Annotated in this window: 23 protein-coding genes and 1 pseudogene; 15 read left to right on the top strand and 9 right to left on the bottom strand. The window is 63.3% G+C overall.

Annotation, left to right across the window (positions count from 1 at the left end; genetic code table 11):
• Positions 1-17 precede the first annotated feature (17 nt).
• The 3 genes from AC59JP_RS21930 to AC59JP_RS21920 are packed head-to-tail and all read left to right on the top strand — an operon-like array spanning position 18 to position 2772.
• On the top strand, positions 18-887 hold the full coding sequence (locus tag AC59JP_RS21930; protein WP_497327958.1) for an ABC transporter permease: 870 nt from the start codon (positions 18-20) through the stop codon (positions 885-887).
• Positions 888-928: 41 nt separating this feature from the next.
• Positions 929-1954, top strand: a complete 1026-nt coding sequence (locus tag AC59JP_RS21925) for an ABC transporter substrate-binding protein (protein WP_497327957.1) — start codon at positions 929-931, stop codon at positions 1952-1954.
• 8 nt (positions 1955-1962) lie between these two features.
• Entirely contained in the window at positions 1963-2772 is an 810-nt protein-coding gene (locus tag AC59JP_RS21920; protein WP_497327956.1) for an ABC transporter ATP-binding protein, read from the top strand.
• Here the strand turns inward: AC59JP_RS21920 and AC59JP_RS21915 are convergent.
• Genes AC59JP_RS21915 through AC59JP_RS21905 form a run of 3 tightly spaced genes read right to left on the bottom strand, consistent with a single transcriptional unit; the run spans position 2769 to position 6462 of the window.
• Positions 2769-3794, bottom strand: a complete 1026-nt coding sequence (locus tag AC59JP_RS21915; RefSeq protein ID WP_497327955.1) for an ABC transporter ATP-binding protein — start codon at positions 3792-3794, stop codon at positions 2769-2771. The genes AC59JP_RS21920 and AC59JP_RS21915 overlap by 4 nt on opposite strands.
• A 12-nt stretch (positions 3795-3806) precedes the next feature.
• Positions 3807-5420: an ABC transporter permease gene (locus AC59JP_RS21910; protein WP_497327954.1), complete on the bottom strand. Its 1614-nt coding sequence runs from the start codon at positions 5418-5420 to the stop codon at positions 3807-3809.
• Positions 5413-6462: an ABC transporter substrate-binding protein gene (locus AC59JP_RS21905; RefSeq protein WP_497327953.1), complete on the bottom strand. Its 1050-nt coding sequence runs from the start codon at positions 6460-6462 to the stop codon at positions 5413-5415. The genes AC59JP_RS21910 and AC59JP_RS21905 overlap by 8 nt, the downstream gene beginning before the upstream one ends.
• A gap of 358 nt (positions 6463-6820) precedes the next feature.
• On the opposite strand from AC59JP_RS21905, the gene AC59JP_RS21900 reads away from it, so the two are divergent.
• From AC59JP_RS21900 to AC59JP_RS21885, 4 genes are all read left to right on the top strand, one after another.
• Positions 6821-7081 (top strand): helix-turn-helix transcriptional regulator, encoded by a 261-nt coding sequence (locus tag AC59JP_RS21900; RefSeq protein ID WP_497327952.1) that lies wholly within the window; start codon positions 6821-6823, stop codon positions 7079-7081.
• Positions 7078-8307, top strand: a complete 1230-nt coding sequence (locus tag AC59JP_RS21895) for a type II toxin-antitoxin system HipA family toxin (protein WP_497327951.1) — start codon at positions 7078-7080, stop codon at positions 8305-8307. Before AC59JP_RS21900 ends, AC59JP_RS21895 begins: the two co-directional genes overlap by 4 nt.
• Positions 8308-8386: 79 nt before the next feature.
• Complete coding sequence (locus AC59JP_RS21890; RefSeq protein ID WP_497327950.1) at positions 8387-9070, top strand: hypothetical protein; 684 nt, start codon at positions 8387-8389, stop codon at positions 9068-9070.
• Between the two features lie 58 nt (positions 9071-9128).
• Entirely contained in the window at positions 9129-9647 is a 519-nt protein-coding gene (locus tag AC59JP_RS21885) for a hypothetical protein (RefSeq protein WP_497327949.1), read from the top strand.
• A 4-nt stretch (positions 9648-9651) separates the two neighbouring features.
• On the opposite strand, the gene AC59JP_RS21880 is transcribed toward AC59JP_RS21885, so the two are convergent.
• The 3 genes from AC59JP_RS21880 to AC59JP_RS21870 all read right to left on the bottom strand — a co-directional run bounded on the left by AC59JP_RS21880 (position 9652) and on the right by AC59JP_RS21870 (position 12202).
• A complete protein-coding gene (locus AC59JP_RS21880; protein WP_497327948.1) occupies positions 9652-10002 on the bottom strand; it encodes a hypothetical protein in 351 nt (116 codons plus the stop codon).
• Positions 10003-10064: 62 nt separating this feature from the next.
• Positions 10065-11417 carry a cytochrome P450 gene (locus AC59JP_RS21875; RefSeq protein WP_497327947.1) on the bottom strand — a complete coding sequence of 451 codons (1353 nt, stop codon included), beginning with the start codon at positions 11415-11417 and terminating at the stop codon, positions 10065-10067.
• 431 nt (positions 11418-11848) lie between these two features.
• A complete protein-coding gene (locus tag AC59JP_RS21870; RefSeq protein ID WP_497327946.1) occupies positions 11849-12202 on the bottom strand; it encodes a hypothetical protein in 354 nt (117 codons plus the stop codon).
• 189 nt (positions 12203-12391) lie between these two features.
• Between AC59JP_RS21870 and AC59JP_RS21865 the strand changes: the two genes are divergently transcribed.
• Both AC59JP_RS21865 and AC59JP_RS21860 read left to right on the top strand, forming a co-directional pair.
• Positions 12392-13681 (top strand): hypothetical protein, encoded by a 1290-nt coding sequence (locus tag AC59JP_RS21865; RefSeq protein ID WP_497327945.1) that lies wholly within the window; start codon positions 12392-12394, stop codon positions 13679-13681.
• Positions 13678-14061 (top strand): hypothetical protein, encoded by a 384-nt coding sequence (locus tag AC59JP_RS21860; protein WP_497327944.1) that lies wholly within the window; start codon positions 13678-13680, stop codon positions 14059-14061. Before AC59JP_RS21865 ends, AC59JP_RS21860 begins: the two co-directional genes overlap by 4 nt.
• A 49-nt stretch (positions 14062-14110) precedes the next feature.
• On the opposite strand, the gene AC59JP_RS21855 is transcribed toward AC59JP_RS21860, so the two are convergent.
• A complete protein-coding gene (locus AC59JP_RS21855; RefSeq protein ID WP_497327943.1) occupies positions 14111-14839 on the bottom strand; it encodes a TerD family protein in 729 nt (242 codons plus the stop codon).
• 1253 nt (positions 14840-16092) lie between these two features.
• Between AC59JP_RS21855 and AC59JP_RS21850 the strand changes: the two genes are divergently transcribed.
• From AC59JP_RS21850 to AC59JP_RS21830, 5 genes are all read left to right on the top strand, one after another.
• Positions 16093-17178 (top strand): HNH endonuclease, encoded by a 1086-nt coding sequence (locus AC59JP_RS21850; protein WP_497327942.1) that lies wholly within the window; start codon positions 16093-16095, stop codon positions 17176-17178.
• A 1115-nt stretch (positions 17179-18293) separates the two neighbouring features.
• Positions 18294-18692 (top strand): hypothetical protein, encoded by a 399-nt coding sequence (locus AC59JP_RS21845; RefSeq protein ID WP_497328167.1) that lies wholly within the window; start codon positions 18294-18296, stop codon positions 18690-18692.
• A gap of 87 nt (positions 18693-18779) precedes the next feature.
• Positions 18780-19463: an HD domain-containing protein gene (locus AC59JP_RS21840; RefSeq protein WP_497327941.1), complete on the top strand. Its 684-nt coding sequence runs from the start codon at positions 18780-18782 to the stop codon at positions 19461-19463.
• A gap of 132 nt (positions 19464-19595) precedes the next feature.
• Complete coding sequence (locus AC59JP_RS21835) at positions 19596-20513, top strand: arginase family protein (protein ID WP_497327940.1); 918 nt, start codon at positions 19596-19598, stop codon at positions 20511-20513.
• Between the two features lie 386 nt (positions 20514-20899).
• Positions 20900-22051 carry a hypothetical protein gene (locus tag AC59JP_RS21830; RefSeq protein ID WP_497327939.1) on the top strand — a complete coding sequence of 384 codons (1152 nt, stop codon included), beginning with the start codon at positions 20900-20902 and terminating at the stop codon, positions 22049-22051.
• An 847-nt stretch (positions 22052-22898) separates the two neighbouring features.
• Here AC59JP_RS21830 and istB read toward each other — a convergent pair.
• Both istB and AC59JP_RS21820 read right to left on the bottom strand, forming a co-directional pair.
• A complete protein-coding gene (gene istB / locus AC59JP_RS21825; protein ID WP_497327938.1) occupies positions 22899-23741 on the bottom strand; it encodes an IS21-like element helper ATPase IstB in 843 nt (280 codons plus the stop codon).
• Positions 23738-25112: pseudogene (locus AC59JP_RS21820) on the bottom strand (Mu transposase domain-containing protein). The gene istB and the pseudogene AC59JP_RS21820 overlap by 4 nt, the downstream one beginning before the upstream one ends.
• Positions 25113-25465: 353 nt before the next feature.
• Here AC59JP_RS21820 and AC59JP_RS21815 point away from each other — a divergent pair.
• Complete coding sequence (locus AC59JP_RS21815; RefSeq protein ID WP_497327937.1) at positions 25466-26269, top strand: hypothetical protein; 804 nt, start codon at positions 25466-25468, stop codon at positions 26267-26269.
• Positions 26270-26340 lie beyond the last annotated feature (71 nt).

The raw sequence follows: 26340 nt of genomic DNA, 5'->3' as shown, positions 1-26340 counted from the left end.
TAGCTTGAGGACTACTCATGGCGGTAACAACGTCAGCTGAGGCCCGTCCCACTGCACCGCCGGCGCCACATCCCGCGCCGACGCGTCGTCGACGGTTTCCCTCGTTCCGCAACACCTGGTCCGGCCTGTGGCGTCCCCTCGCCCTCGTCGCCGTTCTGGTAGCCGCCTGGTGGGCGGTGACCGCTTCCGGACTCGTTGCGCCCTACATTCTTCCGTCTCCCGGTGACACCTGGTCGACGATGGTGGACAACGCGTCCTATCTCGCCGGCCACACCTGGGTGACCACCTACGAAACCGTCGCAGGTTTCGTCATCGCCGGACTGGTCGGTATCGCCGTCGCAGTGATGATGCTCTATTCGTCGTCCCTCGAAAAGACGATGTACCCGCTGATTCTGTTCGCGCAGGTCATCCCCAAAATCGCGATTGCCCCACTGTTCGTCGTGTGGCTCGGCTTCGGTGCCAGCCCCAAAATCCTCGTCGCTGTACTCATGGCGTTCTTCCCCATCGTCATCGCCGGCATGGCGGGTCTTCGGTCCGTCGACCCCGAAATTTTGGAGTTGACGTCCACGATGGGCGCGAGCAAGTGGAAGACGTTCTGCAAGGTGCGCTTTCCCGCATCCCTGCCACAGTTGATGTCCGGCCTCAAGATCGCGGCGACGCTCGCAGTGACCGGTGCGGTGGTCGGTGAGTTCGTGGGCGCCAACGAGGGACTCGGATACGTGATTCTCCAGGCCAACGGAAACATCGACACCGCAATGCTTTTCGCCGCACTCATCATCATGTCTCTACTCGGCATCATTTTGTTCCTCATCATCGAGGTCGCCGAGAAGTTCCTCATCCCCTGGCACGCATCTCGCCGCTCCACCGCGTCCGTCGGCGCAGTGTGATTCGGCAGCCTCCCCTTACACCTCATCGAAAGAAGACTCGCATGAAACTCAAGACTGCCCTCGTCGCCGCGGTAGCCGCGTCGCTCGCTCTCGCCGGATGTGGCGGCGGTGGCGGCGGCACGGAGAAGGCGCCCGGCGCCGACGGGGAGACAACCGCGTCCTCGCTGATGCTCAACTGGTATCCGTACGGCGAGCACGCTCCGTTCTATTACGGTGTCCAAGAGGGGATTTTCGCGAAGCACGGCATCGACCTCACCATCACCGCAGGCCAGGGCTCGACCAAGACCGCTCAGGCCGCAGGCTCGAACCAGACCGACTTCGGCTGGGCGGATTCCGCCGCCGTCATGTCGAACATCGACAAGGGCGTGAAGGTCAAGAGTCTCGGCGTCTTCCTGCAGACGACGCCGTCCGCTGTGCAGGTCTACGCCGACGGACCCATTCAGAGCACCGCGGACCTCGCGGGCAAGACCATCGCCGTATCCGCCGGTGACGCCCCCACCACCACCTTCCCGATTTTCCTCGAACGCGCGGGGGTACCCGAGGATCAGGTCAAGCAACAAAGTCTGGACTCGGCGGGGAAGATCGCCGCCATGCTCTCCGGCCAGGTGGACGGTCTCATCGGCTTCGCGCACGACCAGGGCCCGAACATCGCCAACAAGTCGGGCAAGGAGATGCGCTACTTCCGATACTCCGACGAGGGGCTGAACTTCTTCAGCAACGGCCTCATCGCCAACACGTCGACGATCGAGCGCTCCCCCGAGCTTGCTCAAGCCATGGTCGACGCCACCATCGAGTCGTTCGAAGCCGCCATCGCCAACCCCGAAGAGGCCGTGAAAGCCATGGTGGGCAAGGACCCGCAGACCCCGCCGGAGTCGGTGCTGCTGCAGCAGTGGCAGGAGACCATCCCGCTGCTCTCCACCGCCAACACCGAGGGCCAGGCTCCCGGCGTCAATGCCGAGCAGGACTGGACCAACACCATCTCCATCCTCGGTGACGCCGGTCTGACCGAGGTCGGAGCTGAGCCGTCGAAGTACTGGGACTCCTCCTTCACCTCCAACAAGGAATGAGCGAGCACATGAGCGCATCTTTATCGGAACGTCCGACAACCGTCACCGACACCGCCGTCACGGTGGACAACCTCACTGTCCAATTCTCGTCCAAGCGGGGCGATGTCACGGCACTGTCCGATGTCGACCTCACCGTGGGTAAGGGCGAGTTCGTCTCCATCGCAGGACCTTCGGGCTGCGGCAAGTCGACGCTGTTGAAAGTGGTCGCCGGCCTGACCGGCGCCTCCCGCGGATCCGTCGAACTCGCCGGCAAGCAAGTCAAAGGACCCCAACGCAACATCGGCTACGTCTTCCAGCGCGCCGCACTGCTCGAATGGCGAACAGTCCGCAAGAACATCCTGCTTCAGGGTGAGATGCGCGGTATGAACAAGAAGGCCGCAGCGGCCAAGGCCGATCAGCTCATCGAGATGACAGGTCTGACCGGCTTCGAAGGGGCGCTTCCTCACGAGTTGTCCGGAGGCATGCAGCAACGCGTCTCCCTCTGCCGGGCTCTGCTACACGAACCCGAAGTTCTGCTGATGGACGAGCCCTTCGGCGCCCTCGATGCGCTCACCCGCGAGAAGATGAACGTCGAACTGCACCGTATCTGGCGAGAAACCGGCACGACGGTCATGCTGGTCACCCACTCCGTGGCCGAAGCCGTTTACCTCGCCAACCGCGTGGTGGTCATGAGCCCTCGGCCCGGCCGGATCGTGGACATTCTCGACGTGGACCTACCCGCACACCGCGAATACGGCGCGACGATGGAGAAGCCCGAGTTCATCTCGGTGGCGAACACGGTGCGGGATCTGTTGGGGGCGACGACAGGGGTGGACTAGTCAGGACTGGCCGGGTAGAAGAACGACCGCCGAATCGACAGCGAAACCTGCTCCCCCACTTCGGGTCTCGGGCCGCGGACCGAGCAGCGGTAGTCGGCGCCGCCGCTCTCCACCACCACGTCGCTGGCGTCGCGCCCGAACAGGGACGAGGTGACGGTCCCGTGAATCGCGCCGCTGGTGTCGATATCGCTGCCGATCTCGATGTCGGTGGGGAGGATGGCCAGCGTGCCGGGTCCGGAGCCGTCGGAGGGCACGCTCACCGTTCCAGCGGTGAAGGTTCCGTCCGCGACGACGCCGTCGATCAGGTTGGCGTCGGACAGGAACCGCGCCACGAACGCCGACGACGGAGTACGCACCACCTCCTCTGGCGTCCCCACCTGGGCGATCTTCCCGTCGTCCAACACCACGACTCGGTCGGCGAGCGCGAGCGCTTCGGTGCGGTCGTGCGTCACGTGGATCACGGTCAGCCCGGCAGCCCTGGTCAGGGAACGCAATTCGAGTCGGAGACGGTCGCGGAGCGGTTCGTCGAGGGCCGACAGCGCCTCGTCGAGAAGAAGCGCCCTGGGCGAGGACACCAAAGCGCGAGCCAGTGCGACGCGTTGACGCTGACCACCCGACAGCGTCGCGGGATCCCGTTTCTCCAGACCGGGAAGGCCCACCAGATCGAGCACGCGGGACACCCGTTCGGCGCGTTCCGCTTTCGGGACCTTCGCCAGTTCGAGTGGGTACGAGACATTGCGTCCCACCGAGCGGTGCGGCCACAGTGCGTGCTGCTGGAAGACCATGCCCAGCTTGCGTTTCTCCGGTGGCAGATCGGCGACAGGCTCGGATCCGATCGAGATGGACCCCGTCGTGGGTCGCAGGAATCCCGCGACCGTGCGCAGCAGCGTCGTCTTGCCGGAACCCGAGGGTCCCACCAGCGCAACGAATTCACCGTCCGCGATGTCGAGGTCGATGCCGTCGAGTCCGACTGTTCCGTCGGGGTAGCGCAGACCGAGCGCGTCGATGGTGATGGCTGACATCGTTACCTTCTTCTAGCGTCGGATGCGTGAGGACGCGACCAGGCCGAGGCCGGCGATACCCACGAGGGCGACGAGCAGGGACAGGGCGGACGCGGCGTTGTAGTCGCCGGCTTGCTGCAGGTTGAAGATGGACACTCCGAGCGTCTGCGTGCCGGGGGCCACGAGCAAAACCGAAATGGTCAGCTCGCGTACCGCGGTCAGTGCGACCAACACCGCACCCGTCACTGCCGCCGGGATGGCCATCTTCCAGGGCACGTCCCAGAGCGACCGAAAGTGTGAGGCGCCGGACGATCTCGCGACCTCCTCCAACGCGGTGGGCGTGGCGCTCAAGGGTGCGCGTACCGCCTGCACCACGATGGCCAAGAACGCCATCACGTAGGCGCAGAGGATGACCCACTTGGTGTCGAACAGTCCGGTGTAGCGGCCGATGATCAACCATCCGACAGCGATCACCAATCCGGGTATGGCTTGCGGCAACATCGCTGCGAGGTCGAGGCCCACGTTGTCGCGCGAGCGGGTTCGGGTGGTGACGACACCGATCGCGAGGCCGAGAAATCCGCACACCACGGCAGCTCCAACCGCGAGGGTGACCGAATTCTGAATGCCCACAAGCGTTCCGGGCGCAGTCACGGCCGATTCGATACTGGACAACGTCAGGTTGTCCCACGTCAGCGGTACGCCCGGCGCCGGCAACAACGCTTGGGTCGCCAGTGCGGCGATCGGAAGAACCGTCAGGATCAGTCCGATGGTCCATGCTCCGACAGCGGCAGCACTGCGACTGCGACCCAGCTCGAGCAGCTGCGACGCGGTGACGGCGCCGTCGATCTGGACCGTCCGTCGTCCCACCAGGCGGTCGACGATGACCGCCGCGATCGCAAGTACGAGGAGACCGATGCCGATGGTCGAGACCACCTCGAGCGGCCGGTCGACGGTACCGGACTGGATGTATCGGTAGACCGTCGTCGACAGTGTCACGTACCGCTCGGGCAGACCCACCAGCGCGGGGATTCCGAAGTCGGCGAGGTTGGACACCGCCGTCAGCGTGAAGGACGCCAGAAGTGCCGGACGCAGCAGCGGCAGCGTGACGTGGCGCAGGGCTTGGCCTGGTGACGCGCCCGTGATCCGCGCCGCCTGCTCCAGATCGCCCGGAACCCGTTGCAGCGCAGCACTGATGATGAGGTACGCCAACGGGTAGGAGTGAACGGCCAAAAGGAAGATGACGCCGTCACCGCCGTAGATGTTCCACAACGGTCCGCTACCGAATCGGTCGTTCCAGAACGAGTTGATCATTCCGCTCGGACCGAGCAAACCCGTCCACGCGATGGCACCGACGAACGGCGGAATCAGCAACGGGCTCAGCAGGATCAGCCGTAGCGCCGAGCGTCCGGGCAGATCGGTGCGGTCCAGCACCAGCGCCATCACCGTCGCGAAGGCGACGGCAATGGCTGCAGAGACTCCGGCCGAGACCACACTGTTCGTCGCGGCCGACGCAATGCCGCCGTCGATCAGTTCCTGAATGTGGTTGCCACCCAGGCCGATCGACACCACCGCGGCCAAGGGTGCGGCAACCAGGGCGAGTACAGCCAGCCACAGGCCGGCTCGTACCCAGGTGACGCGGTCAGCCAAGAAGATCGTTGAACGTGCGGACGGCATCGGGCTGCGAGGCGGTGATCTGGTCGAGGTCGGGATTCAGCAGGTTGATGTCGGCGAGCGCGGGTGCGCCCTCGGGGGTGCCGACGTCCGAGCGGACGGGCAGGTACTGCTGCCCGACCGCGATCTCCTGTCCCTTCTTGCTGACGAGGAAGTCGACGTACTTCTGCGCGGCCTCGGTGTTGGCGGAATCCTTGAAGATGCCGGCGGGCTCCGAGATGTAAGGGACACCGTCGGTGGGGTACGACGCGGCGATGGGCGAGCCCTTCTCCGCGAGTTCTCGCACCAGGTAATCGACGACGATGCCGATCGGCTGCGTGCCGGCGGCGACGGATTGGGCCACGGGGCCGTTGCTTTCGGCGACGACGGGTTCGTTGGCGACGAGGTCGGTGAGCCACGGCAGGCCCAGATCGGACTGACCGAGCCACACAGCGGTGTTGAACGCGGCTGCTCCCGAGACGTCGGGATTCGGGAGGGTGATCTGGCCCTTGTACTTGGGGTCTGCCAGGTCCTTCCACGCCGTCGGCGCCTGCGAGACGGCGTTGGTGTTGTAGGCGATGACCGTCGGGATGATGCGGGTACCGACGTAGAAACCGTCGGGGTCGACGACGTTCGGATCCAGCGCACCGACGTCGGCCGGGGTGTACTTCAGCAGCAGGTCGTCGGCCTTGTACTTCTCGAAGGTCGGAGCATCGGCGGCGAGGAGTACGTCGGCGCCGATCTTGCCGGTCTGCCGCTCGGAGGCGATGCGCGCGTTCAGGTCACCGGTGCCGGCACGGAACACCTGGACGTCGATGCCCGGGTTCTCGGCGGTGAACTCGGCGTTCAGCGCATCGATCTTGGCCTGCGGTTCCGAGGTGTAGACGGTGAGGGACCCGCTGGCGCCGCCGCCGGCACCGCTGCTGGATTCCGGGGCGGCAGGCTCGGAACAGGAGGCCACAGACAGCGCAACAGCGAGGCCCAATGCTCCGCTGGCCACGCGACGAAAAGTGTTCACAGAGAGTTCTCCCAAAAGCATCGACGATCGAAGTCACTCATGCTGCTGACCGTAACCGACTCGTCGAGGTGTCTTGGGGGAACGGATGGTGTCGGCGGAGTGAACGGGTTGGAATGGGTAGAACTGGACCATGGAACCTCACCGGCTGGTCCATCCGGCGTGAGGCCCTGCGAGATCGGCGTGGGCCGAACTTGTTCATATCGCCGCAAGCGGCGAGGAGAACCATAACGCTTGCCATTCCAAGCTTAGCAACTCGCATCGGATCCTTGCCTCGGCATGGCGCCCTTAAGCAGCTACTTGCAAGCATAGAAGACGCTGCAGGCGCTATCGCTGCTACAGTTCACCTAAAGCCCGGAACTACAAGCCCTAGGCACCTCACATGGCCCAGCCACGCAAGACCCAGAAACACGACCTCGACCAACTCACCCGCGCCTTCATTTCCCGACGGTTGCAGCTTCGGCTCACGCAAGCCGAGCTGGCACTCTTGGCGGGGGTCGGCCGCTCCACGGTGCAGGCACTGGAGAGCGGACGGACGGCGATCCAATCCGACAGTGCGACAGCCATTGCCGACGCGTTGGGGTGCGAAGTCAAACTGGTGACCAGAGCTGGTTCGGTCGTCGACCCCGACACGTCGTCATGACAGGGTCCACCGCACTTCGGTCGGTCAGCGCAGCCGACGTCTACACAGGTGATCGCTTGGCGGGAACGTTGGTGAGAACGGGCGACGACGTCACGTTCAGCTATGGTTCGGATTACCTCGACGATCCGACCGCATCGGCCATTGCCTGGTCGCTTCCGAAATCCTTGCAAAGCACAGTCGCATCGGGTGGAAGTGTGCCCGCATTCTTCGCAGGCCTACTCCCAGAGGGAGTTCGACTCAGCGGCGTCGTGAGCGCAACGAAGACGTCCGAGGACGATCACCTCACCCTCCTTCTGGCGGTGGGGGCGGACACCATCGGCGACGTCCGTGTCCTTCCGAGCGGCGACAGCCTGCCGGAACAGCAGTATGCCTTCGATCCGCGGTCGCCGGTAGCTGACCTCCGGGCACTGTTCGCGTCACTGTCGAGCACGGACTCGCTGGACATCGACCATGCAGCCCTACCGGGTGTACAGGGAAAAGTGTCTGCACAGATGTATTCGTCACCCGTCCAGACCACTACCGGGCCTGCAATCTTGAAACTGGCACCGCCTCAACGCTTTCCCCATCTCATCGAAAACGAGAACTTCTTCATGACCCTCGCAGGACAATGCGGTATTCGCGTCCCGCGGAGGCAGGTCGTCACCGATCGACACGGAACCACCGCGCTGCTGGTCGAACGGTTCGACCGTCACGCAGATCGGCGCCTGGCGCAAGAAGATGCATGTCAAGTACTGGGGATCTACCCGGCATCGAAGTACAGGGCCAAGACCGAGACCGTCATCTCCGCCCTTGCCGACGCGGTCGAACGCGGTGGCGGATCCGCGCAACAGGCCCGATCCGAATTGATGCGAATGACGGTGTTCTCCTACGCCATCGGGAACGGCAATCTTCACGGGAAGAACTATTCGATCTACCGGAACAGCCGCGATATCTGGACTGTCACACCGGCATACGACCTCCTGTGCACGCAGCCGTACGCGCAGTGGAAGGACCCGATGGCGCTCGACTTGTACGGTCGCGCGAACAGGTGGTCCCGCACGCACGTCGTCGAGTCGGCAGGCAGATTGGGCTTGCCCGAGCGAGCCGCGCTGAAGATCATCGACGACGTGTGTGCCGGGGTGCGCTCCGGGGTGTCCGATCTCGATTCCGTGGGCTTCGACCCCAAGTCGACTGCTCGCCTTGCCGACCTACTCTCGAAGCGGTGCGACGAACTGTCCGACGAGTGAGCTGATTCCCTCGCGTAATCAAGAACTGGCGTCGCGTACTCCCCGCGCCCGACCCCGAGTGGGACGGTAGAACGGGACCATGGAACCTCACGCCATACCGTCCTGGCAGTTCGCATTCGACGACCTGTGCACCCGGTACGTCGTGATCACGGACCCGCACGCCGACCTCACCGGCTGGACCATCCACTACAACCACGTCGACGGGACCGCGGACTCCTCCCCATTTGTGCAGAACGACGCCGACTTCCGCTACATCGAACTGGCGACGCGCACCGCGTGGACCGCGACCATCGAAGCGGCTGCACTGCTCGACAGCTTCGAAACAGCTGATGGACAAGTACTTCCGGTGGAACCGTGGGACGGATTGGCCGCCTGGCTGATCGAGTCCATGACCGATTCGCGACCCGGAATGATCATCGACCTCGGACCCAACACCGACATCCCCGACGAGGAGATCGAGGACTTCGAATTCGTCAACGCGCAGATTCACGTGCTCGAGGATGGCGTGTTCTTGGTGCGCCGCTCACGTCGGATTCTGCGGCAGCTGCGGTTCGTCGACCATTCCGTCGCCGGACTCGAGCTCGATCTGTGGCATCACGACGGGCTGTTCGACGACTGCACCGACGGCTACCTCTTCAGCCGGGACCGACTCCTGGTAGCGAGTGCGTGCGCCGCGTGGCTGCGGGACAACGGCGGGGAGGACGCCCTGGATCAGCTCGGGTGCTCGTTCGAGTTCGCGGACGAGTTGCCGCGCACGGCGTAGGTCTCCCAAAAAAAACCGGACGACCGCCGGAAACTTGACCGGGTAATAGGCTCTGGGTATGGACGGTTTCCGCCCCACCCGAGCTCAGATGTTGTTGCTGGTTGCTCTCGGTGTCCTGGCCGTCCTGGTGGGTGCGCTCGCATTCGTGGTGACGCATCGCGATACCGCGGCACCGATCGCTGCGCCGCAGACTTCGGTCACCACCGCTGCGCCGACGTCGACAACGACCACCACCGTCACCACCACCACCACGCCGCCTCCCCCGCCGATGCCGTCACCGGAGCAGGTGGTTCGCAATCTGTACGGCCTGTTGCCCGGGTCCACCGAGCAGGCCTGGGCGATGTTCGACCAGCGGTACGCCAGCAAGACGGGCAAGGCAAGCTTCGAGCAATTCTGGTCGACGATTCGGTCGGTCGAGGTTCTGTCCGTGACGCCGCGGGATGCGTCGACGGTCGTCGCCCGGCTCAGATATGTCACCAAGGGCGGACGGGTGGACACCGAGAATCGTTCGCTGACACTGGTAGACGTGCAAGGCAGACTGCTGGTCGACGACTCCGTCCGCTTGGGTCCCGCCTGACGACCTACGTCAGCAGCTTTGCCTCGACCCGAACTGCGCCCTTGTCGTTGCGGGTCGCAATCGCATGGGCTTCGTGCGGCTTTCCGTCGAACATCAACGTCATCGGTGCGCCCTCGCCGAGGAAGTTGCGCCACCAGCTCTTCGCGTCCGGAGCAACGACTGCGATGCGCACGGTGTCTCCGCTGCGCTTGTAGCTGACGACCAGCGTGATCTGCTTGCCCGACTTGCGGCCTGTGTAGGTGACCTCGGCCATCGACTTGTTGAGCACACCCGCCAACGGACTGTTCCGGAGGAGCGGGAGCATCACCTTGTTCGCCCCGTTCGCCGCGGTGCGGAAGACCTGTCCGAAATCCATGAGCTCTCCTCTGGTCGCCACGCTGTCGCGTTCACACAGTAGGCGTCCGGGGGGCTCGACGACTAGTGCAACGAAACATGCAGACCGTGCTCCGACGAGGTGTGAATCGGAAACCCGTTGTCCGGCTGCGACGGATCCAACTGTGCGTCCGGGTACGCACGTAGGAAGGCGTTGACGTAGATCACGATCATCGACGTCGCGAACGACTTTCCGGGGCACGACCGCGGCCCCTTCCCGAACGGGATCACCAACTCCGACGCGTGCGCCCGCAGCAGACGGCCAGGGTCGAAGGTCGGTCCGTACGAGGCATGCAGCGCATGAATGTTCGGCATCACGAGCGTGTTTCGGTGAAGGTCGAACTGTGAGTCCCCGAGGGTCACGGTGAAGTCCTCGGTCACCCGCCCGTTGAACACGGACCCCGGGGTGTCGACGCGCATCGCCTCCATCACGCAGGCACGCATCAGCATGGAGTCGCCGACCGAATCGGGACTCACCGCCGCGACCTGCTCCTTCCAGCTCGCATTCGCCGGGTCGAGCAGATGTTTCAGGGTTGCGAGAATGGCGGTGCGTGTGGTGTCGACTGCGGCGATGAACGATGTCGCGGTGTCGTCCCGGACGATGTCGTGCGAGAAACCCGAAATGCCATGCAGCCGCCTGATGTGGCCGGCAATGGTGTTGTCGGGAGGAACCGTCGACATGTGCCGTTGCAGGACGCGGGTGTTGGAGCGCATCCAACGTTGCTCTCGGGTGACGGCGAACCGCTGCAGTCTCGGCTCGACTCGCATCACGTACGTGTTCGCGTACTCTCTCAGCCTGAGAAAGTTGTCGTACATCGCCTCCGCGAACGGCAGGGTCTGCTCACACCCTGCCCCGTCGATGTAGACGACAGGCGCAGAGGCCGCGTCACCCCAGATCGCTTCTGCCACAGCATCGCGAACGCAGACGGTGACGGAGGGACGCACGTCGAGAGTGGCCAGTCCGCGGGTAGCGGCGAACTGTCGATCGATGGCGTGCATCGTGGGCGCAGCGGCGTAGCCGGCACTGGTTGCGACGATCAGGTTCCTCTTGCGCTCACGAAAGTTCGGCTGGTTCGCCGATGCGAAGGTGATCGCCTCCGGACTCAGCTGACCGAACGAGTAGCGCGCTGCCGTGTCCCGGTCGATCAGAGGTCCCGAAATCTTCGGATTCACGATCGCGTCGATGGCCCGGCGCGAGACTGCGTACAGCTGCACTCGGCTGCCGCGCCAGGTGCCGACGAAGTCCGAACGACCGTCACCGACGAACAGATGGTCGCGGGCCAATTTCTGGTCGAACGCCCCCGACACCTTGCGTTCCGACAACAATGGCAGCGGGCCGCCCTGGAAACGGATGCCTTGCCGGTGGTAGCTGGCGCGCTGTGCGAACACCGAAGTCACGCCACCACTGCTCCTCGGACCGCCGACGTTGCCGCGTCGCGGCTTCGAGGGGATCGTAATCCCTTTCCGGCAAATTGGTCCTGCCATTCGCGGACGTCCTATTTCGGCGCCTCTCACGGACTGACGTGCACGCAGGTCGGTGGCCCAGGAGCGAAGGGCTTCTTCCTGTCGGTCGACTCGTTCACCGTGCTCTACGGCGTGTGCGTCCTGCGAGCTGCCTGACTGATGAGGAGGCGTTTCTGGCGGGGCGAGCAGCAAAGCCGCCTGACCCAACTACTCGCATGACTGAATTCCTCTGCAGTGCAGCCGAACCACAGAAGCCATCGCGCGGGTGGCTGTCGCCACCCGTCTTGCGGCACGCCTGGAAAGAAAGATCCAGAGAATCCATGCGACAGCACTGACCGACAACGAACCAACCAAAACTATTACTGCTAAACGCTGATGCACTGGAAACAACGGGATAGCGCCAAACATCGCGCAATAGGCAAATGCCGCCACACTCGCAGCCATGAAAGGCTTTCCGTCACCCTCGCGTCGCGCCACCGCGCAAGTGGCCGTACAGCAGTTTCCAGAGCCTCCTGTTCGAACTCAGCTGCCCACTCGGCCAGTCCGATGCTCTTCAGTCGTTCGGCGTCCCCGAGCGCCACCGCCATTTCATCGAGCCGCTCGTGCATCTTTCTCGACTTGTCGTCGGCAACCAGCCAACGCCCTGCCTTGACGACGGCCGATGCGGACGCCGTCAGGATCGCTACCGCCAGCGGAGCGAGTACGAGATTCCAGTCCACTGTTCCCCCTTGTGTGTGGTGTGGGAACCGTAGATGGAAGCTCCGACATAGACGTGGGTGTCCAAGTGCGATCTCACGGGATGCGATTCACCCCGCAACCAACAAATCGACGGGAACCGCCCCGCGCGTTCACGCGTCCAAGATGGCAGGGGGCCAGCAGATGCATAGGTATGCCGACAGGTGGGTGTCGTGACGCAGCTCGACATCGACCCACAGATCTACTACGACGCCGCCAGCCGCTGCAACGACGCAGCCGTCGCAGTCTTCACGGTTCTCGGTGCTGCGAGTAGAAACCTTGTCGTTTGCGGCGGAATGGCGGGTTCCGACGACGGCGGGGCAGCATGGGCCGCGTCCTACGACCAACGCGCAATCGGAATCACGGCCACCGCGAACGACATCGTCAAGGCACTCGAGAACTACGCCGGCCTTCTCAGAACCGCTGGATTCAATCATGCTGCAGCCGAGTCGGATTCGACGCTTGATAACTCTACTCAGCTGTCAATGGTGCCCGACCCAGCGCCGACTCCCGGGTGCGACTCGCCCCTGCCGCCGTCGGCGGGCGGTCCCGGCAACGGGCTTGTCGACGGAACGCTGGGGCTCGTCGCCCAGATCGGTGTGGCCGTCCCCGACGCGGACACGAACAAGCTCGCGAATGCCGCGGAGGCCTGGCTCCAGGTAGGTCACAGTTCCGAACTGACTGACGCCGCTGCCGACCTGATCGCCGCTGTCAGTTCGTTCGGCGACACCATTTCGCCTGAAGTCGACCTCATCTTGGACGACCTGGAAGAACTTGCCACGAGCGTCGACGCGATCCGCATGGCCAGCACGGAGTTGGCGGACTCGTGCGGCGAGTACCGACGAAACATCGAGGAGTTTCGCGGCGCTCTGAGCCGAATATTGAACAACCTTGCCGTTGAACTCGGCGTCACAGCCGCCATCACGGTGGCCGCCTCCTTCATCACGTTCGGCGCCGCGGCAGCTGTAGGCGCAGCCAAGTCTGCTCACACGATTACAAAGTTTGCGCGCATTGTCTCCGAGGCCGTCGCGACGTGGCGAGTCGCGAAGACCATCGAGCGAGGCGTCAAAGTCACGGAAGATCTTCGGGGTCTCATGCTCACCCTGGAGCGATTGAAATCCCTCGGACGCAACGTCGTCGACCGAATTCGCCCGACAGCACCGCGTCGGCAACTGTCCGAGTTGTTCGAGAACGACGTTGCACCGAAGGCATCCGAGCTGGAGAACCTTGCCCGCGGTGAAGGATGGACGCGGATGCAATCCCCTGGCGGCCCGATCAAATTCGTGGACGAGAACGGCGTGGTCCGAGTGACGATCAAACGCGGCTCCGATCGAGCACCGGGCAGCACCGACCCGCATGTCGAGATTCGCGACGCCTCCGGTCAACGAACCGACCCGTTCGGAAACCCCGTCTCACGGCGGAGCCCCGACAACCACACACCGATAGAGTGGGATGTGCCATGACGACCGACTACACGAGTTTGTCCGGAATGGCCGGGGTGTATCTCGAAGACAGCTACGTCACCGCGATCCGCGAGGGCGATGGCAACCTCGTGTTCGATCTCGATGCCGTCCTCACGCCATCACACCCGGCGTATCGTCCGCCACGGCGTGGTGAGCAATATTGTTATGCTGCAGCTAGTTTGATATTCCTGAGCCCGTCGGGGGTCGAGTGGATCCGCAGGAGCACGGTGCGCTCGACCGACGCTGACGGGCTCGACGACCTCGGCAACATCGACACCTTGGCGCAATCGGGGAACAGCTATCGACTGGTCGGTGACTGGGGCGAGGTTATTGTGCACACGGTCGAGATGCCTCGATTCATACTGCAGCCGCCGTATTGACCAGGCGGGGTTGACGAAGACCCGACCAGCGAGCTTCAGGCGGTCAACCTCAGTCGTCCACCTCCACGCCATACCGCCCTGCCAGTTCCGCCAAGCCGTCGTCATACCCCTGGCCCACGGCGCGCATTCGCCACCCGGTTCCCCGCCGGTAGATCTCGGCGAGAAGCAACGACCGCTCGGTCGTCGCTGCGTCCAATACTGCTGTTGCGAAGGCAGACTCGGGACCAGTGACTGTGATGGACACGCCGCCGACGTCGCCGAAGGTGCGCTCGTCCTCGATCGCGGCCACAACGACGATGCGCTCGATATCGTCCGGCACCGCGTCGAGGTCGACACGGACACCTTGCTCACTGTCGCCGTCGATGGACAACGACACGGCTACGTCGGAAGTCGCCGGCGCGTTGTAGAAGACGAAGTCCTCGTCCCCGGACGCCACTTCATCACGGATGAGCAGGAAGGCCACGACGTCGACGGACAGCGGCCCGGCCGCGGCGCTCCACGACGCATCGACTGTGAAAACGGTGGTCGTGGAATCGAGGTCGATCACGGCTCCGCGCGGAAGAAGCGGCACGGTCGGCTTCCGGGCCGGCAACACGGCGGGCTGCTCAATCTTCAACGCGCCGTCCACATCCGAGGCGCCCAGGACGCTCAGTCCTCTCTCGACGACGCGCGGCATCCGCGGATCAAAGTCGCCGCCGTCGAGAAGCAAGACTGCGGACACGCTGGCGTTGAAATTGACCGCCGGTGTCGCTCCGAGCTGAATCAACCTGGAGCGCATCAGCACCGAGTCGCCATGCGAACGACACCCTATGCCCACCCGCAACGAAAATTGCGTGACGCTAAACCCAAGAGACCAGATCGCTTCCGACACCGTCCAACATATGGTAGCCGGCGATTGACCTAGCAGACACCTTCCGGCTTCACTGTCATTCAGTTAGCGGACTGCGCGGGATCAGAAAAAGCTGTTCAATCCCATGAGAAACAGACTCCCACCAGATTACGATCGGAAGGTCTACTTTGATCCGCTGGATTCGTACGCTATTAGTGTGCAGCGTCATCAGCCTGGCTTACCTAGTCACGACATTGCCCGCACAAGCTGACCCGGCCCAGGATCTGACCGGCCGATGGTTTGGCACTGTTATCTGGCCTGACGGACCATATCCAGCGATCGTCGACATCGACAGATCCGCCCCCCTGCGCGGTAGCATAGATATTTCAGGTTTGTGCAAGGCCGACTGGGCCGAGATTGGCCGCAACGGGTCCACGATCTTAGTACAAGCCACCGTTAGGTCATCTTCTGTTTCATGCGTCGACGGCGTATGGGCACTCACCGCGAGTGATACTACTTTGAGCGGCCCTTCCCCGGACTTTCCGGGACAGTCGATCTCATTGAGCCGTGACGGTGGGACGAGCAAACAAACGTGCGGTAATCAACGCGCCGCATCGTTCGAACCGCTCCCACCGGGATTAGAGGCAGCAGCATCGGTGTTACTGAATCGGGTTTACGGCCTTCCCAAATGGGTTGGAAGTACGTTGTGGATTGCGGCCTGCATTCCTGAGGCATTAGATGCCAATCCCGGCGGAGGAGTACCGAACATTTGGGAGAATATCAACTCACCTGAGTGGTTCGACGCTTGGTGCAGAACATTTGAGTCGGTAGGTGACCCACTGGGACTTGGCTATACCAAAAACTTTCTCTGTGGTGCACCTGCCGGATAAAAGTGGTGGCGGGAGTGATAGCTGTTGGTGTGGAAATTACGTAGTGAGATACATCGCTACTTTGGTTTTGGGACACTTCGATGCAGCGTTCGATAGGCAGGGAACGTCCCTCGGCGTCCCTGCCGTCAGTCCAATCACAACCTCCTGCCGAACCTACCTCGAGTCCCCCCGCTTCTCGGATGCCACCTCGTCTAAGGTCGCGGTGGTGATGCCGAGGTCAGAAGCCAACGCCCAGACGCCTTGCAGACGTCGGTCAGCTCCTCGACGTTGTCGTCCTCAGCAGCGTCGCGAAGCTCATAGCCCTCCTCGGAAGTGTTTATCGAGCAACGCGTTTCGCGAATCCTCAGCGTCCAAGATTCGGGTCGAGGGAATTCGCCCGGAGGCTACGATGATGTCGGGGATCAAGTCCCGTACAAGCTTGCCGTCCTCGTCGCGCTGCTAGAGTTCTGCGTCGAGCACGTTCCAGAGGACCACGACGCCGCGTTCTCAGTTGATCTAGACGACCTCTCCGCATGGGTGATCGCGCTCTACTGGAGGCAGGTTCGCGACTTCGATGGTCACTACCTCCGACAGTCCTCGAACAAGGTGGCCAAGATCCCGGACGCGGTCCGCGACCTGGCATCACTGACACGGTCTCAGGGTCGAGAGATACCGCTGGACATCGCAGCACGGCGGGACCCCGACGCCTACCGACGCACGGTTGCGACTGTGAAGCTCGTACTGGCGCAGCAACCGCTGTTCCGTCTGCAGCGCGTACCCGGCCGCTCGGCAGTTGCCGCGTTCCTGTTCGACGACAGCTGGCTCAGCGGCAAGGTCAGCGCCCGCACTGTCCAAGATCACGACAACTGCATCGTCCTGTTTCCCGGAGTCTGCTTCGCCCTCGCTCGACTGTCCGCACTCCTCAAGCCTGCGCTTTTGATCGCGTGGGTCGACGACGTCCGGAGAATGAATTCGTATCTGTCCGAGACCGTTCCGGATCTCGAAGGGCACCTGTTCGGCTCGGACCGGGTCGCGCTGCAACGTCCCCGCGAAGTCTTGACGGAGGCATTCAGTGATCGGTGCTTCTACTGCGCCACCCGCCTAGGGCTGGCCGCGCATGTCGACCATGTGCTCCCCTGGTCGAGGGTCGGTATCGACGGACTGACCAATCTTGTGCTGGACTGCCCACGGTGCAACACGAGCAAGTCTCAACTACTACCCGACCGCGCCCACGTCGACCGTGCCCTGGACCGGGGACGTCCGCTGCTCGACGAACTCGCTGCGCGCATCGAGTGGCCCAGCCAGTTCGACCGGGTGCGCACATCCGCGCGTGGCCTCTACGCCAGCCAGCCCGTCGTATCACCTGTCTGGCGGGCCCGCAGGGCATCGTGTCGCTCCGCCTCGATGTCTCGAGTTTGACCAGCACTGACCTGCTTCCTGGACGTCCACGGCCAACCCGAAAGTGTCGGTACCCCCGTGTACAACTATGAGTGCAGGTGGTCCTCACGGCGGACACCTCCTCGCCGACATCCGCGGCACTTCCTTCGCACACCACAGAGAAGAGCGCTATGCAACCAAACCCTTATGGACTCGATGGCATCCCCGCCGGGGACCCCGGTTTCACGATCGCCATCGAGGTGGACCAGCGGTTGTCGACGCTGTCCCCCAGCCGGCGCACCGCGCTCCTGGACACCCTCGGGACGCGCGTCGCTTATCTCGACCGATCACCGCTCGGCAACGCGCGCATCGTGTTCGAGGTCGCGCACAGCGGATGGTGGGAGTCCGGACAGACCGCCATGCAGGCGGTCGGGTCCATGAAGGACTTCTGGCCGATCGCCGGCATCGAGATCTGCCGCTCCGATCTGTGGGTAACCGAACCCTTCGTGGACCACGACGCCGACATTTCGCCCGACTGGTGCAACGAAGTCGAGCTGCGACGCCGTGCGACCGTGCTCATCGAGGTCGAGCCGGAGCGGACACCATCCGGGAAACGACGCACTCCGCGACCGTTGTTAAAATGTGTGCACAGCACAGTGGATGCACGGCTCAGTCAGTCAGGTACGAAACGGCCACAGTTGATCGTCGAGACGCATGGCCCTGCGGAGCTCGGTGCACAGTTGATCGCCAAGCCTGCACACTCCGTCAGCAATGCGTGGTCGATCGCGCGCATCCGCTCGGTCCGCGCCGACATCTACCGCGCCGAGACATCAGACGCGGTAACACATTCGGGAACAACGGACGATGCGCAGATGCCTGACTGGCAGCTGGTGTCGAACGACGTGGACCGATACGTGGTGGTCACCGATCCGTATGTCGACCTCAGCGGGTGGAGTGCCGACATCACCACGGTCGACGGACACACGCTCACGCGCCCGTTCTTCCTCGACAGCGTCTGGGTCGATGAGGATGGGACGGCCAACATCGTCGGAGACGGGTCGGAGATCCCCGCCTGGACTGCTCGGATAGAGAACGGCAGTCACCTCGTCACTCTCCACAACGCAGAGACGCGGCTAGAGATAGATCCCTGGGACAGCATGGCGGCGTGGCTGGTCGAATCGATGCACGGGAAACCGGTCGGGCTCGTGATCGAACTCGGCCCCAGTGATTACGGACCAGCCGAGGAAGAGGAAGGCGCACCCGTGGTGTGCGCACAAATCCAAGTGCTCGACGACGGCGTCTTCATGGTGAGGCGTTCACGCGAGGTGCTCGGCTACCTCATGCTCGCGGATTACTCCGCGGACGGACTCGAACTCGACACCTGGCACCACGACGACCATTTCGACGACTGCACCGACGGCTACCTGTTCACCCGAGACACACGATTGATCGCGAACACGTGTATCACCTGGTTCCGCGACAACACAGGCATGACGAAGCCCGACGACCTCGGGTGCAACTACCGATTTGCCGACGAGTTGCCGCGTTCCCTGTGAGCTCATGTACGACCGACACAACAGACTGGAAAAGCTTTGACTACTCAGCTCCTTGCCGATAGCTTCCGTGCGACGAAATTGAAGCACATGGACTCGGCCGCACTGGTATTCGCGATTCTGCACGAGCTCGACGCCACGCGCGTCGACGTCGTACAGCTCCGCGCCGCCCTCGAACTGGCGACCGCAGCGCACCTCTCCCAGACCCGGATCGGACGCAACGGCTATCCGGTCGATCCGTACATCGTTCATCCGCTCCGGAACGTGCTGCGGCTCATCCGGTTGGGGTGCGCCGACACGGACGTACTCTGCGCGGCGGCGCTGCACGACACCGTCGAGGACCAGCCGGGGCAGATCGTGTCGATCCTGACCGATGGTGAGGCTGCGGCAGAGTCCGCGCCGGACCTTTTGGCTTCGCACTTCGGGGCCGAGACAGCTCGGCTGGTCGACGCGGTCACGAACCCGCCGACAGAACCAGGCCTTACGAAGGAGGAGAAGAACGCCGCCTATGCGAAGCACGTCGCGTCCGTGATCTCGGATCCGAAGGTATTCCTGGTGAAGTACGCGGACTTCGTCGACAACGCCGGCAGCGTTCAGTTTCTGGGCGACGACGACCAACGCGAGAAGCTGAGCAGGAAATACGCGCCACTGGTCCCGGTTTTCTCGTCCGCGCTGGAATCACTGGACGACCGGCTCGCCCTCGGTCGCGACGGCGTCGACGCCATTCGAACTCGACTCGTCGCGTTGTCCGAGTCGCTGGGTGAACCTCACTGACCCCGAGCCGCTCAGGTCGGTCAGCTAAACCCGATCAAGTATTCGAAAAATCACCCGGACCGCTCACGCGGCCCGAGTTACTCAGCCCCTGCGAGCAACCAAGGCTCGGGCATATTCCAATGTGAGGTACCTATGAAGGTTTTTTACTCCCCCCAGTACGTCGGAGCGACCCACACGTTCGACACCACCCGCAAGGCCGGTTGGATCGCCGATTCGCTCACCACGCACCCCATCGACGGTGTCCAGGTCGTGTCGCCCCGCCCCATGTCGATCGAGCAGCTACAGCGAGCACACACGACCACCTACATCGACGCTGTTCAGACCGGCAACGACCGTATCCTCGCTGAGGGCAACGGGTTTCCGTGGTCACGTGACCTCTATCCCATGGTCGCGTCGTCCAACGGTGGCGCTATCGAAGCTGCATACGCCGCCCTGTCGGACGGTGTCGCCGGGTCACTGTCATCTGGGTTGCACCACGCAAGTCGTGACAGTGGAGCCGGTTTCTGCACGTTCAACGGGTTGGCCATCGCCGCTTTCGATGTCCTCGCCAGTGGCGCGGCCCGCGTCGTGATGATCGTGGACTTCGACGCCCACAACGGCGGCGGCACCGCCGACATCATCGGTCGCAACACGTCAGTGATCCACGTCGACGTGTCCGTCGACAGATTCGACCAGCACGAAGGGTCGGTGATGGTCGACAGCGCTGCCGACTATCTGCCCGCGTGCGCCGCCGCACTGTCCGACGCCATCGGCAACAACGACGTCGACCTGGTCCTCTACAACGCCGGGATGGATCCCTTCGAGAACTGCGACATCGGTGGTCTCGACGGCATCACCCACCCCGTGCTCGCGTTACGCGAACAGCTGGTGTTCGACGCCTGCCGCGACGCCGGTATCCCCGTGGCGTTCGTCATGGCCGGCGGCTACAAGGGCAGCCGGTTGTCGGAGGACGCCGTGGTCGAGCTGCACCGCATCACCATCGCGACAGCGTTGGACCGCAATGCCTGCACCGACATCATCGGTGACGCGACAGTGACGACCGCAGCGTAAACGGTGGCCGCTACGACAATTATTCCCCGTCGAACTTCGTTGCGGCAGTTGCAAGTTCCCAGTGAAAGGGTCATCTCGATTTCGAGTCTCGTTGCCCACAACCTGGGCAGACGAGACGATCAACACTGGCTGGACGGAAACGGCACTCGGCGGAAGACAACGTGCGCAAACTCCGCCGGGCCGACGAGTTGACCGCGGCGGGTAAGTCGCAGGAGCGAGATTACCGGGTCACGTAAACTTGCCGATGCTGTCACTCACCAACCGGAGGACGGCAACGAGATCAACGAACCTCAATAAGAACCCCGCTTTGACCCGATGTGGTCCGACTATCGGCGACCTGCACACCCAGGGCCAGCAACTGCCAACTCACTCTTCAAGGAGCGTCCGTGCCAAAGAATGCCAAAGGAACCGATGATTCCGTTCAGTCGCACCACACTGAGTCGGATGACCGCCGGCGAGTCGAACGCGATCGCTCTGAGGTACAGGACTTCGTCAAGCAGCTGAGCGGCGACGACATCAAATCGGGCGGCTGGTTCACGAAGCTCTTAGCGCACTCCCTTCGCGCATACTCCGAGAAGGTGGACTGGCAGTACTTCCAAACGAAGTACAAAGGCGTCCCCGCGGATGCGATTGTCGATCAGCGGATCAAGATGGCCTCACGCTATGCAGCAATCGAGGGCGGCCTGTCGGCCAGTGCTTACACAGCAACCATCGCCGCGACGATCGGGAGCCTCGGCGGGGCATCCCCGGCGACGGTGCCAGCTGCAATCGTGACCGTGATGATCGACGTCGCCTACATCACGCAACTGCAGTTGCACCTCGCCTACGACGTAGCCGTCCTCTACCGCGTGCCACTCGATCTGGACGATCCGGACGACCTGTGGAAGCTCATACGGGTTGCCTTCACCATTAAAGGTGGAGAAGTGGCGCGCGAGGGCGTAGTCAAAATCGTCCCCGTCGCGATCCGGCCCCTAGTCAAGCGTTTTTATGCGAAAGGCGTGCTGAATGCCGCCAAGGGTTTGCCATTCGTCGGGAAATTTCTCCTGCAGCGCAATGTCATTAAGATCGGCATCCCGCTGGTCGGCATACCGCTATCTGTCCTCCTGAATCGGTATACGACGCAGGTTGCCGGACGCCATGCGCGAGCCGTCTTCCGCAACGAGGCCCGAGTACTTGAGCTCGCAAATCGTCTTTCCACGCGCTCGAAGCATCCCCGCTTGGCGTTGTGGGTCGCGTGGCTGGTCATCAACGCCGATGGGAAGATCTCTGACGACGAAGCCCTTTTGATGCGGCACCTTGTCACGATCGTGGGGGATCAACACCAGGTCGTCGACCATCAATTGGCGCAGCTCGTTGAGGTATCCGAGGATGAGGTCTGGCAACAGTTCGCCTCGGAAAGCGGAGGTTTCGCCGATATTGCCGAACTCGCGAAAGAGGTAGCAAGCGTCGACGGAGCCCCGAACCGCGCGGAATGCAAGGTCATATCGAAGATTGAGGTCCTACGAGACCGCCGAGAAGGCAACACACCAATCGACTGACTGTCAGCTTCCGCGCAATCGGTGACGACGGTCAGAGCTGATTGTGACCGCACTGACCCGGCTGCCGGTGTCGACCGCACCTGCTCGAACACGCATTCCTAAACTGACGACGGGAGAAAACGCCCCTCGGACCGTGAACTCGAGTCCATCGGCACCCCATCACGCTACGGCCTCGCACCGGGGCCGCAGAATCACAATCTCGACTCGCTCAGGCCAACACGTCAGCCCAGAGAAAGATCGAGGTTAGGCGCCGTCGATGTAAGCCAACAACACTCACAGAGAACTGGTCAGCACTTCTGACTTTCCGTCGAACGCGATGCCTGGCAGCGCGACGGGCGGAGCGTAGACGTACCGGTAGCACGTCGGCTTAGCAAGTCGTTCCTGGACGTGCTCGTCTGTAATCCCTTGACCGGAGAGGCCGACACTGTCGGCACAAAGCCGTCGATGGCCGACCCATAGACAGCGGCTGTAGCGGTCTTGCTGTCTTTCGACACGAACTCAGTTCGCATCCGCCGGTTTTCGCCGACGACCTCGTGGAGCGCGAGTACTGCCCGTCTGGTTGCTAAGGGATCTGTCACAGTCGGTAATGCAACACGCGCAACAAGTTTATGAGTGGGACCGCCGATGCGGTTGGTTAAAAGAACGACAGTCCCAGCCCGAACGTATCCGCGAGGTCTGTGGTCAGCCACGGCTCGCGCTTAAGCGCCATTCGGTGGGACGATCAGGGACTGCAGATAGCGGTATGTGTGCATCGGCCCTGCGTGCCCGATCGCTATTCGTAGTCCTGAGGACGCTCATCGGAAGTGCTCAGGTCCGCTCACCGAAACTGCTCACCCTGTAGCGGTGATCACTGTAGCGGTTGGCGGGTGCCGCTGACTGCTTTGCGGAGCTTTTCCGAGCGTGCGTTGTGGTCGCGCAGCCGGTAGGAATCGCCGGTCATGTCCAGCACGACGGATCGGTGCAGCAGCCGGTCGAGCATCGCAGCGGCCATGATGTCGTCGCCGAGGACGGTGCCCCAGGAGCCGACCCCACGGTTGCTGGTGATCACGATCGAGGTTTTCGTATAGCGTTGCGAGACAACCTGAAACAACGCAGCAGCAGCCTCACCCGGCAACGGGAGGTAGCCGAGTTCGTCGATCACCAGCAACGTCGGGCCGGCGTAGAACCGCATCGTCGTCGCCCACCGCCCCTCGATCGCCGCCCGGTGACACCGAGCTGCGAGGTCTGCGGCGGTGGTGAAGTAGGTGCGATAACCGGCATATGCTGCGGCCCTGGCCAATCCGACCGAGAGGTGCGTCTTCCCGACACCGGGCGGGCCGATCAGCAGGACATTCGTAGCCGTCTCGAGGTAGCGGCAAGTGGCCAGTTCGTCGATCAACTTCTTGTCCACCCCGACCGCGTTGTCGTAGTCGAAATTCTCCAGCGACGCCGGCGTCGGCAGGCACGCGAACCGCAGCCGTCCGGTCAACCGGCGGGCCTCGGTGGCGTCGACCTCGATGGACAGCAGCCGCTCCAACGCCGCGGTCATGGTCCAGTTCTCCGCGGTGGCCTGATCGAGCACGGCGGGGAGCGCTTCGGCGGCGTCGGCGAGGCGCAGCACCCCCAGATGCCCGCGCAGGCGTTGATAGAGACTGGCCGCCTCCGCGGTGTTCGGGGTGGGCAGGGCGTCGGCTTTCGGGGTGCGGCTCATGTGAGGGTGTTCCGTCCCCGCGCGACCCGCTCGTAGGCGGAAAGGTCGACGACATCGGAAGCTGCTGACGCCGAACCGGTCTCGTGTGCAGCCGGGTCCGCCGGCGCAGTGTCGGTGTGGTTGCGCCGCAGCGTCTCCGCTGCGGCGAGCGCCTCGGTTCCGGGTGGTATCCGTTCCTTGCGGCGGTGCGGTCTGCCGGTGTTCGCACCCGCCATGGCGGCCGCCTCGAGCGCCACGACGTGACCGTGGTCGCGCACCACCGCGCCGAGCCCGTCCGCGGCGATGCGGTGCCGTGCGACGGTGATCCCCGAGACGGTGAGGATGTCGAGATGGCCCCCACCGACCGGTCGGGCCACGGTCACCTGCGCTGACGCAAGCTCAGGCGGCACCGAGTACCGGTTGCCGCGGTAGGACACCAACGCTTGCCGGGACGCTGTCCGGGCGTCACCGACGATGACCGGGTAGCCCGCGGCGGGCACCGCGGCCAACGGTTCGGCCGCTGCCGCCTCGGCGACGGTGACCGTTCCCGATGCGGTGTGCCGGGTGCGGGTATCGCCGACGCGGGCGCAGAATTCGTCCAGGTTCGTTTGCGCCGCTTCGACACTCATGTCCGGTAGTGAACGCCACCATCGTTGCGCTGCAGTGTGATTTGCCTTCTCGACCACGCCTTTGCGGTTCCCGCGTCGCGGTGGGCAGATCTCGACGGACACTCCGTAGTGTTTGGCGACGCCGGCGAAGGTGGCGGTCACGCGTCCGGAGTCGGGATGGCAGACCGTGGCCATCCGGTCGAACCGCCACGCCGCGGTGACCCCGCCGAGCGCCCGGGTTACCCGGTCGAGGTCCTCGACGAGGTGCGGTTGATCCTTCGACGGGGTCAGCACCGCCCGCCACTTCCCGGAATGCGCCAACGAGCCGACCCACAGGGCCGCCGATCTGCCCCACCCCCACGACGGTGGCGGGTCGGGGAGATCGACGTAGTCCCATTGGGTTTCCGCTCCCGGGTGGGTGTTCGATCACCGCGTTCGCGCGGTCGGTGGATGTGCTGCAGGACAGGCAGATCGGGCGCAGCGTCTGCTCGCGGATCTTGCGTGTCAAGCTCTGATACGACAGTGCGAACCCGAGTGCGATCAGTTCGTCGAACAGTGCCACCGCCCACAGGTGTGGGTCCTCGGCGAGGCGGGCGCGGACGTAGTCGACAAACGCCTCGAACGGGTCCGGTGTGGTTCTCGTGCGGACGCCGGGGGTGGTGACGCCGGTGATGTAGTTGCGGACGGTCCTACGGTTTCGGCCGGTGTGGCGGGCGATCGCCGAGATCGACATTCCTCGTTTGTGCAGTGCGGATATCTCCATGTCCTCTTCCCATGTGAGCATGAGATCGCGGGTCTCCTTCGGAGTGCTGGTGCGTGGTGAGAGACCACCAGCATCGAAGGAGACCCGCCCTCATTGGCGGAGCCACACGGGTGAGCAGTTTCGGTGAGCAGAGGTGAGCACTTCAGATGAGCGCCGTCAGTCCTCCGGCAGTCCGCGATCTAGCCGGGTGAAGACGCGCGGGTTCAGCAGTGTGGATTCTGTCGGCGCAACTATGTACAACAGTGGACGACGTCCCCTCGAACCACCGAATCCTCCTGCTAATAACGCTATTCGTCACCACACTCCCGAAGACGGGCCCGCCGTCACCATGCGGTCGTAATACCGCGCACCGCGACAGACCTAGTATCGGTCTTATGATGAAGTCACCGTTCGGCAACGGTTCGAAGCATCCCCACCTACAAACGGTCGAAACGCGCGTGGCCGGCCACGTCTTCGTGGTGAAGGGCCGACTGGAAGCGGTTGCGTCCGACGTTCTCATCGTCCCGACGAGCTCGAACTTTATTCCACGTAGGACCTGGTGGCCTGCCCTTGAACTCGATAAGGAGCCATCAGCCGCAATCGGAAGGGGACGCGCCCGTCAGCTTTCATCCCGTTCGGCCGCCCACCGGCCGGCATGGATTCTGAATGTCGCACACGACGGACGGCCGTCCGTCCCGTGGCTGATGGCAGGCCTGGACGAGGCGCTCGAGGAGATCAAGGCGAACGTGCCTCGACTAGGAGACGGCCGGGTGAGGCCATTGATTGCTATGCCCACGCTCGGTGTTGGACTCGGCGGCTACGACGGTGTGCGGGGTGATGTGATCAAGTCCCTGCTCGACCACACCACTAGGTTCGTGGAGAATTCGAAATTCGACATCGTGATCGTGGTGGACAATGCGGCAGACTACGCAGCCCTGCAGTCGATCAGACGGGAGCGGCACCAACCGACGGACCGAAGCACAGCGGCCAAGAAGTTGGCTGTGAAGATCAGGGGTGGTGACGTCGCGCTGCTGCTCGGCGCAGGCGTGAGCGTATCCGCCGGTCTGCCGAACTGGGACCAACTGCTAAAGCTGATCAAGCAAGACACTCTGCCGATGCTGGACGACGATGCTTTCGCCGCAATGAACGTGCTCGATCGGGCGCAGTTGCTGTCCAGGTCCAGCGCACGGAGTCTTTGAACCGTCCTGGGTCTGGTGGAGACTGTGATCTCACCAGGAGAATGCCGTTATGGCTGCACCGAGGAAGTTCG

It is taken from the genome of Rhodococcus sp. 320_ES (genome assembly GCF_059691855.1).
This window is presented reverse-complemented; position numbering and strand designations above follow the sequence as displayed.